The following is a 17,714-nucleotide window of genomic DNA, read 5'->3' on the forward strand; positions in this document are numbered from 1 at the left end:
ATTCAAATTACAATATGGCGCGGATACCGGCTTTTCCAAGTGTCCGCCGGTTACTGAAGACCAGTTCTGCATAAGGGGTTTCTGATGTCGCGTTCTTCCATTGCCATAGCGGGTATCCTGGCGCTCGGCGCGGCCGGCTGGATGGCGTCCGGCATCCTCTTTGGTGAACCGAGCGCGGCGGTAGCGCCGCAGCAGGCACAAACCCGTGTTCCGTTGGTCGAGGTCGCGACGCTCCGCGCACAGGAGGTTCCGCTGTTCGTGAGCGGGCAGGGCGACGTCATGGCCTTCCGCACCGCCCCGGCGCGCAGTCAGAGCGCCGGCCGGGTCGCGGAAATTCTCGTGGACCGGGGTGAGCGCGTGGAGGCCGGCCAACCCGTCTTTCGCATGACGCTTGAAGGGCTCGACAGCCGTCTGCGCGAGGCCGAGGCGGTTCTGGACCGGCGGCAACGCGACTATGACGCGCAACTGCGGCTGCAACAGAGCGGCTATTCCACCGCCGCGCAACTGCGCGAGCTGGAGACACTGCTGCAATCGGCGCGCGAAGAGGTTGCCCGGCTTGAGGAACAGATCGACGACACGCTGGTGCGCGCGCCCTTCCCCGGGCAGGTCGATGATATCGCCGCCGAGGTGGGCGAATATGTGGGCGCCGGAACGGACGTCATCACGATTGTCGAGAACGCGCCGCTGCGCACCATCGTCCGTGTGAGCCAGATGGACCGCGCCCGCATCCAGTCCGGTCGCGTGGCCGAGGTGCGCTATGCCACCGGCCAGACGGAACGCGGGCTCGTCTGCTTTGTCGCGGCGGCTGCCGATTCCGCCACGCGCACCTTTGCGGTCGAGGTCCGGACCGCGAACGCCGAGGGGGAAATTCCGTCCGGCATCAGCGCCGAGGTGGTCATTCCGACCGAAACCGTTTCCGCCCATTTCGTCTCGCCGGCGATCCTGTCGCTTGGCACTTCGGGCGAACTGGGGGTCAAGACGGCCGATGCGGCGGGGATCGTGGCATTCCATCAGGTGGAGATCGTGCGCGCCGAGGCGGCCGGACTCTGGGTCTCGGGCCTGCCCGAGGCGGCGCGGGTCATCACCATCGGGCAGGGTTTCGTGCAGGATGGCGACCGGGTGCGCCTGTCCGAGGCGGGGTCTGCGTCGGGCGTGCCGGTCCCGCGATCGGGGCTCGATGAAACCGGCCTGCCGGAAAGCCTCTGCGCCCGGGCGCCGGGCCTTTCGGCGGATACGCAGTCGGCGGGGGCGGGGCAATGAGGGGGCTCATCAACTGGTCGTTCGACCATGCGCGCACGATCCTGATCGCGCTGGTGATGATCCTGACTGCCGGCGTTCTGTCCTGGGGCGCGATCCCCAAGGAATCCATGCCCGAGGTCCAGATCCCCGTGGTCTATGTCTCGGTCAGCTATGAAGGCATTTCGCCCGATGACGGCGAACGGCTGCTGTTGCGCCCGCTGGAAACGCAGCTTCAGTCGGTCGAGGGCCTGCGGGAAATGACCTCGACCGCCGCCGACGGCTATGTGAACATCATCCTCGAATTCGAGGCGGGCGGTGACGCATCGCAGGCGCTGGACGACGTCAAGGACGCGGTGGACATCGCGCAGAATGATCTGCCGTCCGGCGCGAACGAACCCGTGGTGCGGGAGATGAACACCGCGCTGTTCCCCGTGCTTACCGTGATGGTCTCGGGTCCCGTGCCGGAACGCGCGCTGATCGCCATGGCCGATGAGATGAAGACCCGGATCGAGTCGCTGCCCGGCGTCCTTGAGGTCGATCTGGGCGGCAAGCGCGACGAGATGGTCGAGGTCCTGATCGACCCGGTCGCGCTCGACAGCTACAACCTCTCGTTCGAGGAGTTGCTGAACCAGATCCAGCGCAACAACCGGCTGGTCGCCGCGGGCGCCATCGACACGGGCGCGGGGCGGCTGACAATCACCGTTCCGGGCGTGATCGAGACGCTGCAGGACGTGCATGACATTCCCGTCATGGTGCAGGACGGCGCCGTGGTGACGCTGGGCGACATCGCCATCGTGCGCAGCACCTTCGAGGACCCGGAGGGCTTTGCCCGCATCAACGGCGAACCGGCCATCGCGATGGAGGTGACCAAGCGCGTCGGCGCCAACATCATCGACACCGTGGCCAGCGTGCGTGCGGCGATGGCCCAGGCGCAGACCCAATGGCCGGAAACGGTCGAGGTGACGTTTCTGCAGGACGAATCCGAACAGATCGAGACGCTGCTCTCGGACCTCGAGAACAACGTGGTCTCGGCGATCCTCTTCGTGATGGTGGTGGTGATCGCGGCGCTGGGCGTGCGGTCGGGCATCCTTGTGGGGCTCGCGATCCCCGGGTCGTTCCTGGCGGGCATCGCGATCTTGTATGTCATGGGCTACACCATGAACATGATCGTGCTCTTTTCGCTGATCCTCGTGGTGGGGATGCTGGTGGACGGCGCCATCGTGACGATCGAACTGGCCGACCGCCGCCTGAGCGAGGGCGCATCCCCGCGCGAAGCCTATTCCGAGGCTGCGCGCCGCATGGCCTGGCCGATCATCGCTTCGACCGCGACGACGCTTGCGGTGTTTTTCCCGCTCCTGTTCTGGACCGGGATCGTGGGCGAGTTCATGAAGTTCCTGCCCATCACCGTCATCATCACCCTGTCGGCGTCGCTTGCCATGGCGCTGATCTTTGTGCCCGTGCTGGGCGGTGTGATCGGGCGGCGCAAGGCGAATGCCGGGGCGAACCTTGCCGCCGAACGTGCCGCCGAAGAGGGCGATCTGGCCGATCTGCAAGGCGCGAGCGCGCGTTACGTCCGCATCCTCTCGCGGCTCCTGCGCCATCCGGGGAAGGTACTTCTGACGGCGGTGGTGCTGCTGATCGCGACCTATACGGCCTATGGCCTGACGGGGCACGGCACCACCTTCTTCCCCTCGCAGGAACCGGAAATGGCGCAGGTGCAGATCACCTCGCGCGATAACCTGTCGATCTGGGAAAAGGATGCGCTGGTGCGCCGCGTCGAGGAACGTGTAACCGGCGTCGAGGGGATCGAGTACATCTATGCCCGCACCATCGCGCAGGGCGGCGGGACGAACCAGTCGCAGGATACGATCGGGGTGCTGCAGCTCGACTTCCTGCCATGGGACGAGCGCCGCACCGCCGCCGCGATCATGGAAGAGGTGCGCCAGCGCACCGCCGACATCGCGGGGATCGAGATCCAGATCCAGGAACAGGACAGCGGACCGGCGCAGGGCCGGCCGGTGCAACTGCGCCTGACCGGCCCGACCGAGCAGGTTCTGGCCACCGCTCAGGGCATCCGGCAGGCGATGGATCAGATCGGCGGCTTTACCGATGTGGACGACAACCTGCCGCGCCCCGGCGTCGAATGGCGCCTTGCCGTCAACCGGACCGAGGCCGCGCGCTACGGTGCCGATACGACCACGCTGGGGCAGGCGGTCCAGATGCTGACCACCGGATTGCAGCTGGCCGAATACCGCCCGGGCGAGGCCACGGACGAGGTCGATATCCGCGTCCGCTTTCCATCGGACCAGCGGAATCTGGAACGGCTGGAATATCTGCGGCTGAACACGCAGGTGGGGCTTGTGCCGATCCGCAACTTCGTGACGCTGGAACCGGCGCCCCGGACCGGCATCATCACCCGGATCGACGGGCAGCGCGCCGTCACCATCGACGCGGGCGTGGAGGAAGGTTTGCTGGTCGCCGACCAGATGGCGCAGCTACAGGCCGCGATCCGGGACAACCCGCCGCCGGAAGGCGTGATGATCAGCTTTGGCGGCGAGGCCGAGGATCAGGCCGAGGCCGCAGCCTTTCTGGGCATCGCCTTCCTCAGCGCGATCTTCCTGATGCTGATGGCGCTGGTGACGCAGTTCAACAGCATCTATCAGGCGGTGCTGGTGATGTCGGCCATCGTCTTTTCGACGGCGGGGGTGTTCCTGGGGCTGATGATCACGGGGCAGCCGTTTGGTGTCGTGATGGGCGGGATCGGGGTGATCGCGCTGGCCGGGATCGTGGTCAACAACAACATCGTTCTGATCGACACCTATAACGAGATGCGCGGGCGCGGCCATGACGCGGTCGAGGCGGCGCTGCGCACCGGCGCGCTGCGTCTGCGGCCGGTCTTTCTGACCTCGGTCACGACGGTGCTGGGGCTGTTGCCGATGGTGCTCGGGATGAATATCGACTTCTTCTCGCGCAATATCACCTTTGGCGCACCCTCGGGGCAGATGTGGACCGAGCTTTCCACGGCCATCGCCGGTGGCCTTACCGTCGCCACGGTCCTGACGCTGGTGCTGACGCCCTGCCTTCTGGTGCTGGGCGACCGGGTGGGCGCGCGCATCCGCCGCCTGTTCCGGCGCGCGCCGGCCTCGCCCGACGGGGCAACCGCAACCGCCTGAGCCCGTCTCCTGGCAAAGACCCGACAGATCCCGCAGCAATCAACCGCTGCGGGATTTTTTTCGTGACCTGCGCCCCAAACTCGGGAAAGGTGGAATCTGGTTCTGTTTTCTTACCAGATGCGGGACCTGGAGGAGTGTGGAGGAGAGGGGCATGTCCCAGGGAGTAATGTTTTTCGCGGCGCTGATGCCCGTGGCGGTGGTGTTCCTGCTGCTTGTGGTGATGCGCTGGTCGGCCAAGCTGTCGATGCTGGCGGCTTATGTTGTAACGGTTCTGCTTGCGCTCGTGCTCTGGGGCACGGCGCCGGAACGGATCGGGGGGCGACGGTCAACGGCCTCGTGACGGCGATCACGCTGCTTTACATCGTCTTCGGCGCGATCCTGCTGCTTTACACGGTGCAGGAATCCGGCGCGATCCGGGCGATCAAGCGCGGGTTTTCCGACATCTCGCCGGACCGGCGCATTCAGGCGATCATCATCGCATGGCTGTTCGGGTCGCTGATCGAGGGCGCGTCGGGCTTCGGCACCCCTGCGGCGGTGGCCGCGCCGCTGCTGGTGGCGATCGGCTTTCCGGCGATGGCGGCGGTGATGGTCGCGCTCATCATCCAGTCGACCCCGGTTTCCTTTGGCGCGGTGGGAACGCCGATGCTGGTGGGGATCGGCACCGGGCTTTCGGGCGATGCCGTCACGGGGGCCGGGGTCGCCTCGGTCGCCGAATATGTGCCGGTGGTGGCGGGGACCGTCTCGATCATTCACGCGCTGATCGGCATCCTGATCCCGCTGATCATGGTGGGGATGCTGACGCGGTTCTTCGGTGCCAGCCGCAGCTTTGCCGAAGGCTTCAGGGTCTGGAAATTCGCGCTCTTTGCGGGGCTCGCCTTTACCGTGCCCTATGTCGCGGTCGCGCATCTTCTGGGGCCGGAGTTTCCGTCGCTGCTGGGCGGGCTGATCGGGCTTCTGATCGTCGTGCCTTCGGCCCGGGCGGGGCTGTTCCTGCCACAGGACCGGTTCGATTTCCCGCCCCGCGCGCAATGGGGCTCGGACTGGCAGGGCACGGTCGAGCCTGACACGGCCGAGGCGGAGATCGCCCCCCATGGCCAGCCTGCGCGGCGCGAGATCTCGCTGCTGACGGCGTGGATGCCCTATGTCATCGTGGCGGTGCTGCTGGTGCTGACGCGGACGGTCCAGCCGCTCAAGGCCTGGCTTACCGGGCCGGACACGACGCTGGCGCTGCGCGACATCTTCGGGTCGGGGATCAACGCCTCGGCACAGTTCCTCTATTCGCCGGGGACGGTGATGATCCTTGCATCGCTGATTTCGGTCGTGCTGTTCCGGATGCGGGGGCGCGACTATGGCCGGGCCTTCGCGATTTCCGCCCGCACGATGAGCGCGGCCGCCCCGGCGCTGCTGCTTGCCGTGCCGATGGTGCAGGTCTTCATCAACTCGGGCGGGAACGGGCTTGCGTCGATGCCGATCACGCTGGCACAGGGCATGTCCGCCGCAGCCGGCGAGGCATGGCCGTTCTTTGCGCCACTGGTCGGTGCGCTTGGCGCCTTCATCGCGGGGTCGAACACGGTGTCGAACATGATGTTCGCGCTGTTCCAGTTCTCGACCGCGCAGGGGATCGGGCTGGAACTGGCGGGGATCACCGTGGTCGTGGCGCTTCAGGCCGTCGGCGGGGCGGCAGGCAACATGATCTGCGTGCACAACGTCGTTGCGGCCTCGGCGACAGTCGGCCTGACCGACAAAGAGGGCGATCTGATCCGCAAGACCCTTATTCCCATGGCCTATTACGTGGTGCAGGCGGGTCTGATCGGGATGGCCTTCATCCATGGCGGGCTTTGGTGGCTGGCGGCGGTGATCTGGGCCGCGGCGGTGATCGCCACCATGGCGCGAAGCCGCGCCCGACTTGCGGCGCAACCGGCCGAGTGACGAAAGGCCCCGCCCCGGCGGGGCCTTTTCACAACGGCAGGAGGCGGCACCTTGGCCTTGACATGCGGGGCCGGGGGCGAAACAAGGGGGCTATCCCGCGCAAGCCATTCGCCAGCGTTTTCGTCCCACCGCGTTTCCCGCGCCCGGAGCGTTCGCGCCATGTCGCTTGCCGTTGTCTTCAGTGTCCTGCGCCCTCTTTTGCTGGCGCTTGCCGTCCTTGCATCTGCCGGTCTGGCGGCCGCGCAGGAGTTTCCGCAGACCTTCCCCCATGTCTATGGCGAAACCGTGGTGCCCGAACGGCCCCAGCGGGTCGTATCGATCGGCTATGTGGGACATGACAACCTGCTCGCGCTGGGGATCGTGCCGGTGGGCCTGCGCCATTGGTATGGCGACACGCCGCGGGGCGTCTGGCCCTGGGCCGAGGCCGTACTCGGCGATGCGAATCCGGTCGTCCTGCGGGGCGAGGTGTCGCTGGAACAGGTGGCGGCGCTTTCGCCCGATCTCATCCTCGCGATCTCCTCGGGCATCACCGCCGAGGAATACGCAGTTCTGTCGCAGATCGCGCCGACCATCGCGTCCGAGGCGCATTATGGCAGCTTCGGTACGCCCTGGCAGGTGCAGATCCTGACCACCGCGCGGGCCGTGGGCCGTCTGACGCAGGCCGAGGAACAGCTTGCCGCGCTGGAGGCCCGCATCGCCGACATCCGCGCCGCCCACCCGGACTGGCAGGGAATGACGGCGGTGGCGGCCTATGCCTGGGCGGGGGTCCCGGGGGCGTTCCGGTCCAGCGATTCACGCACGGGGCTCTTGAACGCGCTTGGTTTCGTCACGCCTGCGGCGATCGACAGCGCAAGCGGGGCCGAGTTCTACACCAGCTTCTCGCCCGAGGATCTCTCGGTCCTCGACACCGACCTGCTGGTCTGGATCGGCGATCAGGACGATGGGTCAGGCATCCGCTCGCTTGCGCTGCGTCAGGGGCTGCGCGCGCATCAGGAGGGGCGGGAAATCCACGCCGACGGAATGCTGGCGGGCGCCTTGGGCCATGCGACGCTGCTGAGCCTGCCTTACGCGCTCGACCGGCTGATCCCCGAGATAGAGGCCGCGGTCGATGGCGACCCGGCGACGCCGGTTCCGTCTGCCGTGGCGGCCGGGCTTGCGCCCCGGGACTGACGGATGCGGCTTTCGATGCTGACCCTCCTGCTGCTTTCGGCGCTTTGCGGCGCGGCGCTGATGGCGCTGGCCTTTGGTGCGCGCAGCGTTCCGCTGTCGCAGGTCTGGGCGGCCCTCGTGACGCCCGATCCGGGCGATCCGGCGCATCTGACAGTCACGGCGATCCGGCTGCCGCGTCTTTGGGCCGCGCTGATCGCCGGGGCGGGGCTGGGAATGGCGGGCGTCCTGATGCAGGCGGTCACGCGCAACCCGCTGGCCGAACCGGGCCTTCTGGGCGTCAGCGCGGGGGCGGGGTTCGCGGTGGTGGCGGGGTCGTTCCTGTGGCGCCTGGGCGATCCGGCGCTTCTTGCGCTTCTGGCCTTTCCAGGCGCCGCGCTGGCGAGCATCGCGGTCTTCATGCTCGGCGGTGGCGGGCAGGTGACCCAGGGCGGGACCAGCCCGGCGCGGCTCGCGCTTGCGGGGGTCGCAATCAATGCGCTGCTCGTTTCGGCGATTTCCGGCATGGTCCTCACCCGGAACGAGACGCTGGAGCTCTACCGCTTCTGGGTGGTCGGCGCGCTGAGCGGCGCGGGCGAGAGGCCGCTTGCGCTCATGGGCGGTATCGTCGCCGCCGCGGGGGCCGGGGCGTTGCTGACGGCGGGGCGGTTCGACCTGCTCGCCATGGGTGACGACGCCGCGCGCGGTCTGGGTGCGCATCCCGGAGCGGTCCGCGCGATCGCGCTGCTTTTAGTCACGGCGCTTTGCGGCGCGGCGGTTGTGGTGGCTGGGCCGGTGGCCTTCGTGGGGCTTGCCGTCGCCCATCTGGCGCGGTTTCTGGCCGGGCCGGGGGTGCGGGGCTGTGTGTGGCTCGCGCTCTTTCTCGGGCCGGTGTTGCTCATGCTGGCGGATACGGCGGGCCGGCTGGTCATCGCCCCGGAAGAGTTGCGGCTGGGCACCATGGCGGGGCTCCTGGGCGGACCGCTTTTTGTCCTGATCGTGCGGCGCCTGCGGCCGGGGGCCTGGGCATGACCATCACGGGCATCAGGGGGCTGGCGGCGCTTGCCGTGATCCTGTTGCTGGCGATGCTGGCAGGGGTCGCGCTTGGCGATGTGCCGCTGGGGCCGGGCGCGATCTGGCAGGGCCTGACCGGTGGCGGCGGCCCGGCCGAGATGTTCGTGCGCATCCTGCGTGGCCCGCGTGTGGTCACGGGCGCGCTCGCTGGCGCCGCACTGGGGCTGTCGGGGGCGATCCTGCAATCGCTGTTGCGCAATCCGCTCGCGGCGCCGGACGTGCTCGGCTTCACCTCGGGGGCGGGGCTGGGCGTCGCGGTGACGCTGACCTTCCTTGGGGGCGCGGCGTTGTCGGTGACGCTGGGGGCCGCGATGGGTGGTATTCTGGCGGCGCTGCTGGTGGGCGCGCTGGCTGCGGGCGGCGGGGGCCTTGTGCCGCTGCGCCTGATCCTTGTGGGGATCGGGGCGGCCATCACGCTTCAGGCGGGGACCGAGTTCCTGCTGATCCGGGCGAACGGGCAGCAGGCGGCCGAGATTTCGCGCTGGCTTTCGGGCTCGCTGGCGGCGCGTAACTGGGGACATGCGGCGCAGATCGCGCTGTGCCTTGGGCTGCTGGTGCCGCTGCTTCTGTGGCTTGCTCCGGCCTTGCGCCTGCTGGAACTGGGCGACGACCTTGCCGCGGGGCTTGGAACGCGGGTCGCGGCGGCGCGCGCGGGGCTGGCGGCACTGGCGGTGCTGATGGCGGCTGCGGCGGTCGCGGTGGCGGGCCCGGTTCCGTTCGTCGCGCTGTTGTCGGCGCCGGTCGCGCGGCGGCTTGGCGGGCAGGGCGGTGCGGCGCTGGCGGGTGCTGCGCTGGTGGGGGCGGCGGTCACCGTGCTGGCCGATCTGGCGGCGCGGATCGCGGTCCCGGGCGTGCAACTGCCGCTGGGGGTGATGACGGGCCTTCTGGGCGCGCCCTACCTCCTGTGGCTTTTGACCCGAGAGATGGAGAGGGGCAGCATATGATGCTGGAAGCGCAGGATCTTCGGCTCGGCTTTGCCGGCAAGGTGGTGATCGACCGGCTGTCGCTGCGATTGCCTGCCGGGCAGATGACGGCGATCATCGGGCCGAACGGCTGCGGCAAGTCCACATTGCTGCGGGGCCTGGCGCGGCTCTTGCGGCCCATGGCGGGGCGTGTGCTGCTGGAGGGCTGCGATATCAACGCCCTGCCCACGCGGCAGGTGGCGCGGCGGCTGGCGCTGTTGCCGCAGTCGCCCATCGCGCCCGAGGGGATCAGCGTCGCCGATCTGGTGGCGCGGGGGCGGGCGCCGTGGCGCGGGCCGTTCGGGCTTGGCCCCGCCGACCGCGACGCGGTGGCCCATGCGCTGGCGGTGACGGGGCTTGCGGCGCATGGCGCGCGGCCCCTCTCGGCGCTATCGGGCGGTCAGCGGCAGCGCGCCTGGATCGCGATGGCGCTTGCGCAGGACACGCCGCTCCTGCTGCTGGATGAACCGACCACATGGCTTGACCTGCCGCATCAGGTGGAGCTTCTGTCGCTGTTGCAGCGGCTGCGGGCCGGGCGGGGCCGGACCGTCGTCACCGTCCTCCACGATCTGGGGCTGGCCGCGCGTTTCGCCGATCATGTGGTGGTGGTGGCCGGGGGCGCGATTCTGGCCGAGGGCCCGCCCGCCGAGGTCGTCACCCCTGACACGCTGCGGGCGGCCTTCGGGCTGGAGGCCGTCGTGATCCCCGATCCGGTTGCGGGAACCCCGCTGGTGGTGCCGAAATGACCGAGAGTGTGAGCGCCCTTCTTCCCGGCCTTGGCCCCGATGCCGCCCGCGAGGCGCTTGAACGGCAGGCGGCGGCCTATGAACTGACCTGTCGCGATACCGCGGCGGGGTTGGAGCTTGAACTTTGGGGCGGTGTCCTGCGGCTTGCAGGGGCACGGTTGCTGTTGCAGGCGCCCGACATGCGCACGCTCTTCATCCTGCAAGAGGCGGCGAGCTATGCGTTTGATGCGGCAGGCTGTGTCCCCGTCTGGGACAGCGTGGACGAAGGCGCGCCCGCCCCGAACCTGAGCCTGTTTCGCGTCGCAGGCTGCCGGCGCATCAGTCGCGACTTCCGCCGGCTGAGGGTGGAAGGGCCCGATCTCGCACGCTTTGCCCTAGGCGGGATGCATGTGCGGCTGGTCTTTGCACTGGCAGGCGATCCCGGCTGGCCGCGGATCGACGCGCGCGGGCGCACCCATTGGCCCGAGGGGCTGCATCGCCCGGTCTACACCATCCGGCGGATGGATGCGGCGGCGGGCTGGGCGGACCTCGACATCTTTGTGCATGAGGGCGGGCGGACGACAGACTGGTCCGCCACCGTCGCCCCTGGCACCGAGGTCGGCATGATCGGCCCGGGCGGCGGCGAGCCGCTGTCGGGCGGGTGGCTCGGCCTCTTTGGCGATGAAACGGCGCTGCCCGCCATCGCCCGGATGCTGGAAGGCGCGGACCGCGCAACCACCGGCATCGCCTGCCTGCGCGCCGCGCCCGAGGATGTGGCGGCGATCAAGGCGCCGCCGGGCGTCCTGCTGCGGGTTGTCCCGGATCTTGTGGCGGCCCTGCGCGAAACCGGGCTGCCCGATGGCGCCACGGTCTGGTTCGCGGCGGAAAAGGCAGAGGCCGACGCCGCCCGGGCCGACCTGCGCACCCGGGGCATCGCACGCGACCGGATGCAGGTGGCCGCCTACTGGACCCGTGACAAAGGCTAGGTCTACTCGATAGCGATGCGCTGTCGCAGCGCGCCGGTTTGCGCATCGTAGATCAGGATCTCGCCCGTATCCGTCACGATCGCATACCAGCCCTGGCCTTGGGTAAAGGCCGTGGCGCGCGTGCCCTCCGGCAAGGCGATGGTTTCTGGCAGGGCGATGCCCGCTTGTTCGGGGATCTGCGTCAGCCGGGTGACAAGCAGCACGATGATGATTAAAAGCCCCGCAATCATCACGCCGGTCAGCGCCGTGACCAGCCGTTTCAGAAACCGGAGTTCCCGGGGCAGAGGCCCGGGGGCGTCCTTGTCAGTCATCGAGATATCCATGCCGCAGCTTCAGGTGACGATCGCCGCCGACCCACCCGACCGTCTTGATAAGGCGCTTGCCCGAGATGTGCCAGAGGCGGCGGCCCTGTCGCGGTCGCGGCTTTCGCGGCTGATCGCCGATGGCGCGGTGACGCGGGGCGGCGAGGTCATCACCGACGGCAAGGCGCGGGTGGCCGAGGGCGAGGTGATCACCATCACGCTCGACGCACCCGAGGCGGTGGAAACCGTGGCGCAGGACATCCCGCTGGCCGTGATCTGGGAGGACGACGACCTGATCGTCATCGACAAGCCCGCGGGGATGGTGGTGCATCCGGCGCCCGGCTCGCCCGACCGGACGCTGGTGAACGCGCTTTTGCATCATTGCGGCGATACGCTGTCGGGCATCGGCGGCGAACGGCGTCCGGGCATCGTGCACCGGATCGACAAGGAGACCTCGGGCCTGCTGGTCGTCGCGAAATCGGACCGGGCGCATCACGGGCTGGCTGTGCAGTTCGAACGTCACAGCGTCCACCGCCGCTATCTCGCGCTTTGCCATGGGGTGCCTGACGCCGCCGATCCCCGGCTGAGGGGCGTGCGGGGCGTGAGCTTTGAGGCGGGCAACATCCTCAAGATCACGACGCAACTCGCCCGGCACAAGACCGACCGTCAGCGTCAGGCGGTGCTGTTCCAGGGCGGGCGTCATGCGGTGACGCGGGCCCGGGTGCTCGACCGGTTCGGTGACCCGGCGGCCGCGGCGCTGCTGGAATGCTGGCTGGAAACGGGACGCACCCATCAGATCCGGGTGCATCTGGCCCATGCGGGGCACGGGCTGGTCGGCGATCCGGTCTATGGCGGGCGCCGGAAACCCCCGGCAAAGGCGCTGGGGACCGCGGCTGCCGAGGCTATCGCCGGATTCCCCCGGCAGGCGCTGCACGCGGCCGAACTGGGCTTTGACCATCCCGTCACCGGCGAACGGCTGATGTTTTCCGCGCCTCTGCCGTCTGATTTCGAGGCGCTGCTGGGTGCGCTGGGGTGGCAATCAAGATCACCTGACCACACATAAGCGTGAGGCCCTGACACAAAACTGGAGTCCGCTCCGTTCAATGGACATCTGATGTTAAAACTGTGACGTCATGGCTGCGGCCCGCGCGTCGCACGGTCACGCGCTTGTCACGAGGGGGACAAAAGGCATGAGCAGTTACACCAACCTTCCCGCACCGAGCCCCGAACAGGGTCTGAACCGTTACCTGCAGGAAATCCGCAAGTTTCCGATGCTGGAACCGGAAGAGGAATATATGCTTGCGAAACGCTGGGTCGATCATCACGACACCGATGCGGCGCACAAGCTCGTGACGTCTCACCTCCGGCTCGCTGCGAAAATCGCGATGGGCTATCGCGGCTATGGCCTGCCGCAGGCCGAAGTGATCTCCGAGGCGAATGTCGGCCTGATGCAGGCGGTCAAGCGGTTCGATCCGGAAAAGGGCTTTCGCCTCGCGACCTATGCGATGTGGTGGATCCGGGCGAGCATTCAGGAATATATCCTGCGGTCCTGGAGCCTTGTGAAACTCGGCACCACGAGCGCGCAGAAAAAGCTGTTCTTCAACCTGCGCAAGGCCAAGTCCAAGATCGGAGCGCTGGAAGAGGGCGACCTGCGCCCGGAGAATGTCGCCCAGATCGCCCGCGATCTCTCGGTTTCCGAGGACGAGGTAATCGCGATGAACCGGCGGATGTCGGGGGGCGATGCATCGCTCAATGCGACGATCGGCAGCGATGGCGAGGGCGCGAGCCAGTGGCAGGACTGGCTGGAGGACGAGGATGCCGACCAGGCCGGCGACTATGCCGAGCGGGAAGAACTGGAAACCCGCCGCGGGCTGCTGCTGCAGGCGATGGACGTTCTGAACGACCGCGAAAAGGACATCCTCATGCAGCGGCGGCTGGAGGACCAGCCGGTCACGCTCGAAGATCTTTCGTCGCGCTATGAGGTCAGCCGCGAGCGCATCCGCCAGATCGAGGTGCGGGCGTTCGAAAAGCTCCAAAAGCGGATGCGCGAACTGGCGCGTGACAAGGGGATGCTGGCGAACGCCTGATCGTTCTGGCCAAGGCCTTCTTCCATGGGCGCGCAATTCGGTTGCGCGCCCTTTTCATTCAGGGCGGCCCGCGGTTCTGCGCTTTGGGCAGCAATAGCAGATGGAAGCCGTTGCCGGGTATGTGCGCCCTTTGCCTCCTTCCCTGATTGCGCTAACATTCCCCTTCTTGAGGAGGAACACGATGCCGCATCTTCGCTGGGGGGTCATGGGCGCCGCCCGTATTGCCCGCAATTTCGTCTGCCCCGCCATCCATCAGGCCGAGGGCAACGCCCTTGCCGCCATCGCAACCTCTGACCCTGCACGGGCGGAACCGTTTGTCGCGCGCTACCCCGGCCTGCGGGTTCATCAGGGCTATGACGCGCTTTTGGCCGACGATGCCATCGACGCGGTTTACATCCCCCTTCCGAACCACCTGCATGTCGAATGGACGGAACGCGCGCTGCGGGCGGGAAAGCACGTGCTCTGCGAAAAGCCCGTCGCGCTGAAGGCCGAGCAGATCGACAGGCTGATCGCAGTGCGGGATGAAACGGGGCGGTTCGCCGCCGAAGCCTTCATGATCGTGCATCATCCGCAATGGCAACGGGTGCGCGAGCTGATCGCCGACGGGGCGATTGGCCCACTGCGGCATGTCGATGGCGCATTTACCTTTCGCAACACCGATACGGCGAATATCCGCAATCGCCCCGAAACAGGCGGCGGCAGTCTTTATGACATCGGCCTTTATCCCTGCATCGGCGCGCGTTTTGCCAGCGGCGCGGAGCCCATGCATGTCGAGGCCCGGCTTGAGATGGAGGGGGGGATCGATGCGATGGCCCGCGTCTGGGCCGAGTTCCCCGGCTTCAGCCTGGCGTTCTATTGCGGGATGCGCCTGCGGCCCCGTCAGGAAATGGTCTTTCACGGCGAAACCGGCTGGCTGCGCCTGACGGCACCGTTCAATGCCAATGTCTATGGGCCGACGCAACTGCACTGGATGCGTGAGGACGGGCAGCTGGTGGTCGAGGATTATTCCAACATCGACCAGTACCGCCTGATGATCGAGGCATTCGCCCGCGCCACGGGGGGTGAGTCGTTTGCCTGCCCGCTGGAATATTCAAGGGCCAATCAACGTATGCTGGACACCATTCTGGCTGCCGGACAGTCGGAACCGGGTGCGGGAACCATAAGCCCCTGATCGAGCGGAGAATCGGCTCAATATGTGCAGTTCATGCAAAGATTAACGTTGTGTTAAAAATGCTGCACTGCGGCTAGAAGAGTTGGGAAAAACCGTTCTGAAGGATCCGTTTCGTTGGTCGCGCGTCCTTTTTGTGCCATGGTTTGAAAACAGCTTGGCAGGGGATCCATTCCGGATCTCGTGAGTATACCGGGCGGCCGTGTGGCCGCATTCAGGAGTAAACAATATGCCGATGCACTTGATCAAAGGCCGCGTTGCGGCAGCAATCCTTGGAACCACGCTTATTTCGCCTGCAGCAGCACTTGCTGGTGGTATTACGCCCGTGCCGATGGAACCGACCATCGCCCCGCCGGCGCCGGTCGTGGTGGCCCCTGTTGCCACCTATTTTGCCGGTCCCTATGCTGGTGCCTCGCTCGGATGGGGTTTCGCCGGGGACGATATCGTGGGACTTCGCCAGCCGGGAACAGGGCCGGTCGACTACGGCACGCTGGAACCCGAAGGCTTTATCGGGGGCGTGCATGTGGGCTATCGCTTCCCGTTCCAGAACTTCGTTCTGGGTGGGGAACTCGGCCTCGACGGCACCGATATCAGCGACAATGTCTCGGTTGACGGGGTCGATTCCGACGTAAGCCTCAACTACCTTGTCACCGCCAAGGCGACGGCAGGTGTTCTGGCCCGTCCGGACCTGCTGATTTATGCGCTGGGTGGTGTGGCCCACGGGGACTATGATTACAGCGTGACCGGTACCCCCGGTTCCGGCCCCGGCGCAGGCCCGGTCGATATCAACGGATCCGTGTCGCGCACCGGCTGGATCGCGGGTCTGGGCGTCGAATATGCCTATAACCCCAACTGGTCGGTCCGCGGCGAATGGAACTACGTGGATCTGGGCCGCGACGATCTGACCGGCCCCAACGGCTATACAACCGCTACCACGATGAACTTCCACAGCGTTCGTGTAGGCGTCAACTTCAGCTTCTGAAGCGTGTAACGTAACGAGTTGGCCGCCATCCCCCCAGGGTGGCGGCCTTTTTCGTTTCATGGATCAGATGAGGGGGGCTGTTTCAGCCCATCGCCTCGAGCTCATCAATCATGCCGGCGATCATGCTGAGGCCCTTGTCCCAGAATTTCGGATCGCTTGCGTCGAGGCCAAAGGGGGCCAGAAGCTCCTTGTGGTGCTTCGATCCGCCGGCCTTCAGCATCTCGTAATACTTCTCCTGAAAATCGGGCAGACCTTCCTCATAAGCGGCGTAGAGCGCGTTCACCAGCCCGTCGCCGAACGCGTAGGCATAGACGTAGAAGGGTGAGTGCACGAAATGCGGAACATAGGTCCAGAACGTCTCATACCCGTCCATGAAGTTGAACGCGTCGCCGAGGCTTTCGGCCTGTACGCTCATCCACAGCGCGTTGATGTCGTCGGGGGTCAGTTCGCCCTCGCGCCGGGCGGCGTGCAGCTTGCATTCAAAGTCGTAGAAGGCGATCTGGCGCACGACCGTGTTGATCATGTCCTCGACCTTGCCGGCGAGCAGGGTCTTCCGTTCGCCTTCGGTTTTCGCGCGGGACAGCAGCGTCTTGAAGGTCAGCATCTCGCCAAAGACGCTTGCGGTTTCCGCCAGCGTCAGGGGGGTGGATGACAAAAGCTCACCTTGGCCTGCCGCCAGCACCTGATGGACGCCGTGCCCAAGTTCATGCGCCAGCGTCATCACGTCCCGCGGCTTGCCCATGTAGTTGAGCATCACATAGGGATGGACAGTCGTCACCGTCGGGTGGGCAAAGGCCCCCGGCGCCTTGCCTGGCTTGACGCCTGCATCAATCCAGCCCTTGGTGAAAAAGGGCTCGGCCAGTTCGGCCATGCGCGGATCGAAGCCTTCATAGGCGTCGCTCACCAGCTTCCGGGCCTCATCCCAGCCGACGGTCCTGGGCGTTTCGATCGGGAGGGGGGCGTTCCGGTCCCATACCTCCAGCTTGTCCAGACCCATCCATTTGGCCTTCAACGCGTAGTAGCGATGCGAAAGCTTCGGGTAGGCCGCGACGACGGCATTGCGCAGCGCCTCGACCACCTCGGGTTCGACGTGGTTCGAGAGGTGTCGGCCGGTCTGCGGCGTCGGCATCTTGCGCCAGCGGTCGCTGATTTCCTTTTCCTTGGCCAGCGTGTTGTGGACGCGGGCGAACAGCCGGACGTTCTTTTGAAAGACTTCGGCCAGTGCCTTTGCCGCATCCTCGCGCCGCGAACGGTCGGGGTCCGTCAGCAGGTTCAGCGTTTCCTCAAGGTTCCGCGTTTCGCCCACGACCTGAAAGGTCAGCCCGGCCATCGTTTCATCGAACAGGCGGTTCCACGCCGCCGCGCCCACGGTGGACTGGTCGTGGAGAAAGCGTTCAAGCTCATCCGACAACTGGTGCGGGCGCATGGCGCGCATCCGCTCGAACACCGGACGGTAGCGGGCGAGGTCGTCATTCGCTTCCAGCAGCCGTTCCAGATGTGCATCCTCCAACCGGTTGAATTCCAGGCTGAAGAAGACCAGCGGCGTGGTGAAGGTGGTGATACGGTCCTGCGCATCGGCCATGAACTTGGCACGCTCGCTGTCCATCGTGTTCTGGTAATAGCGCAGGCCAGCATAGGACATCAGCCGTCCGGCGATGATGTCGATTTCCTCATAGCGCTTGACGCAGTCGAGCATCCCGTCCGCGTCCAGCGTCGCCAGCTTGCCTTCGTAATCCGCGGCGAAATCGGCACAGGCTTTTTCCAGCCACTCCATGTCGCGCGCAACTTCGGGCGCGTCGGGGGCGGGATAGAGGTCGGTCAGGTCCCACTCGGGCAGTTGCCCCAGACCCCCACCGGCGCTGGCATTGGCGTCAAAGACGGGGCGGGGCAGGTGGGACAACATCAGGAAACCTCATTCTTGCGTTCGCCTGAACATATGTC

General features: G+C 66.7%; 15 protein-coding genes. 13 read left to right on the plus strand and 2 right to left on the minus strand.

Annotation, left to right across the window (positions count from 1 at the left end; genetic code table 11):
* Positions 1-84: 84 nt before the first annotated feature.
* From ACFSGJ_RS09120 to ACFSGJ_RS09160, 9 genes are all read left to right on the plus strand, one after another.
* Positions 85-1,260 carry an efflux RND transporter periplasmic adaptor subunit gene (locus ACFSGJ_RS09120; protein ID WP_390260948.1) on the plus strand — a complete coding sequence of 392 codons (1,176 nt, stop codon included), beginning with the start codon at positions 85-87 and terminating at the stop codon, positions 1,258-1,260.
* Positions 1,257-4,412, plus strand: a complete 3,156-nt coding sequence (locus tag ACFSGJ_RS09125) for an efflux RND transporter permease subunit (RefSeq protein ID WP_390260950.1) — start codon at positions 1,257-1,259, stop codon at positions 4,410-4,412. Before ACFSGJ_RS09120 ends, ACFSGJ_RS09125 begins: the two co-directional genes overlap by 4 nt.
* Positions 4,413-4,563: 151 nt before the next feature.
* The gene (locus ACFSGJ_RS09130) at positions 4,564-4,752 is read left to right on the plus strand and encodes a hypothetical protein (RefSeq protein ID WP_390260951.1); all 189 of its coding nucleotides are present in this window, start codon (positions 4,564-4,566) and stop codon (positions 4,750-4,752) included.
* Entirely contained in the window at positions 4,749-6,341 is a 1,593-nt protein-coding gene (locus ACFSGJ_RS09135; RefSeq protein WP_390260953.1) for an L-lactate permease, read from the plus strand. The genes ACFSGJ_RS09130 and ACFSGJ_RS09135 overlap by 4 nt, the downstream gene beginning before the upstream one ends.
* Before the next feature lie 159 nt (positions 6,342-6,500).
* Entirely contained in the window at positions 6,501-7,511 is a 1,011-nt protein-coding gene (locus ACFSGJ_RS09140; protein ID WP_390260954.1) for an ABC transporter substrate-binding protein, read from the plus strand.
* Positions 7,512-7,514: 3 nt separating this feature from the next.
* Positions 7,515-8,519: a FecCD family ABC transporter permease gene (locus tag ACFSGJ_RS09145; RefSeq protein ID WP_390260956.1), complete on the plus strand. Its 1,005-nt coding sequence runs from the start codon at positions 7,515-7,517 to the stop codon at positions 8,517-8,519.
* The gene (locus ACFSGJ_RS09150) at positions 8,516-9,505 is read left to right on the plus strand and encodes a FecCD family ABC transporter permease (RefSeq protein ID WP_390260957.1); all 990 of its coding nucleotides are present in this window, start codon (positions 8,516-8,518) and stop codon (positions 9,503-9,505) included. Before ACFSGJ_RS09145 ends, ACFSGJ_RS09150 begins: the two co-directional genes overlap by 4 nt.
* Entirely contained in the window at positions 9,502-10,269 is a 768-nt protein-coding gene (locus ACFSGJ_RS09155; RefSeq protein ID WP_390260959.1) for an ABC transporter ATP-binding protein, read from the plus strand. Before ACFSGJ_RS09150 ends, ACFSGJ_RS09155 begins: the two co-directional genes overlap by 4 nt.
* The gene (locus ACFSGJ_RS09160) at positions 10,266-11,234 is read left to right on the plus strand and encodes a siderophore-interacting protein (RefSeq protein WP_390260960.1); all 969 of its coding nucleotides are present in this window, start codon (positions 10,266-10,268) and stop codon (positions 11,232-11,234) included. The genes ACFSGJ_RS09155 and ACFSGJ_RS09160 overlap by 4 nt, the downstream gene beginning before the upstream one ends.
* Before the next feature lie 2 nt (positions 11,235-11,236).
* Here the strand turns inward: ACFSGJ_RS09160 and ACFSGJ_RS09165 are convergent, their stop codons facing one another.
* The gene (locus tag ACFSGJ_RS09165; RefSeq protein WP_390260962.1) at positions 11,237-11,545 is read right to left on the minus strand and encodes a DUF6476 family protein; all 309 of its coding nucleotides are present in this window, start codon (positions 11,543-11,545) and stop codon (positions 11,237-11,239) included.
* Between the two features lie 10 nt (positions 11,546-11,555).
* Between ACFSGJ_RS09165 and ACFSGJ_RS09170 the strand changes: the two genes are divergently transcribed.
* From ACFSGJ_RS09170 to ACFSGJ_RS09185, 4 genes are all read left to right on the plus strand, one after another.
* Entirely contained in the window at positions 11,556-12,599 is a 1,044-nt protein-coding gene (locus ACFSGJ_RS09170) for an RluA family pseudouridine synthase (protein WP_390260963.1), read from the plus strand.
* A 127-nt stretch (positions 12,600-12,726) separates the two neighbouring features.
* Complete coding sequence (gene rpoH / locus ACFSGJ_RS09175) at positions 12,727-13,623, plus strand: RNA polymerase sigma factor RpoH (protein ID WP_390260965.1); 897 nt, start codon at positions 12,727-12,729, stop codon at positions 13,621-13,623.
* A 181-nt stretch (positions 13,624-13,804) separates the two neighbouring features.
* A complete protein-coding gene (locus ACFSGJ_RS09180; protein ID WP_390260967.1) occupies positions 13,805-14,794 on the plus strand; it encodes a Gfo/Idh/MocA family protein in 990 nt (329 codons plus the stop codon).
* Between the two features lie 226 nt (positions 14,795-15,020).
* A complete protein-coding gene (locus ACFSGJ_RS09185) occupies positions 15,021-15,773 on the plus strand; it encodes an outer membrane protein (RefSeq protein ID WP_390260968.1) in 753 nt (250 codons plus the stop codon).
* A gap of 82 nt (positions 15,774-15,855) precedes the next feature.
* Here ACFSGJ_RS09185 and ACFSGJ_RS09190 read toward each other — a convergent pair whose 3' ends face one another.
* Positions 15,856-17,676 carry a M3 family oligoendopeptidase gene (locus tag ACFSGJ_RS09190; RefSeq protein ID WP_390260970.1) on the minus strand — a complete coding sequence of 607 codons (1,821 nt, stop codon included), beginning with the start codon at positions 17,674-17,676 and terminating at the stop codon, positions 15,856-15,858.
* Positions 17,677-17,714 lie beyond the last annotated feature (38 nt).

The organism is Halodurantibacterium flavum (assembly GCF_042681825.1).
GTDB lineage: Bacteria > Pseudomonadota > Alphaproteobacteria > Rhodobacterales > Rhodobacteraceae > Halodurantibacterium > Halodurantibacterium flavum.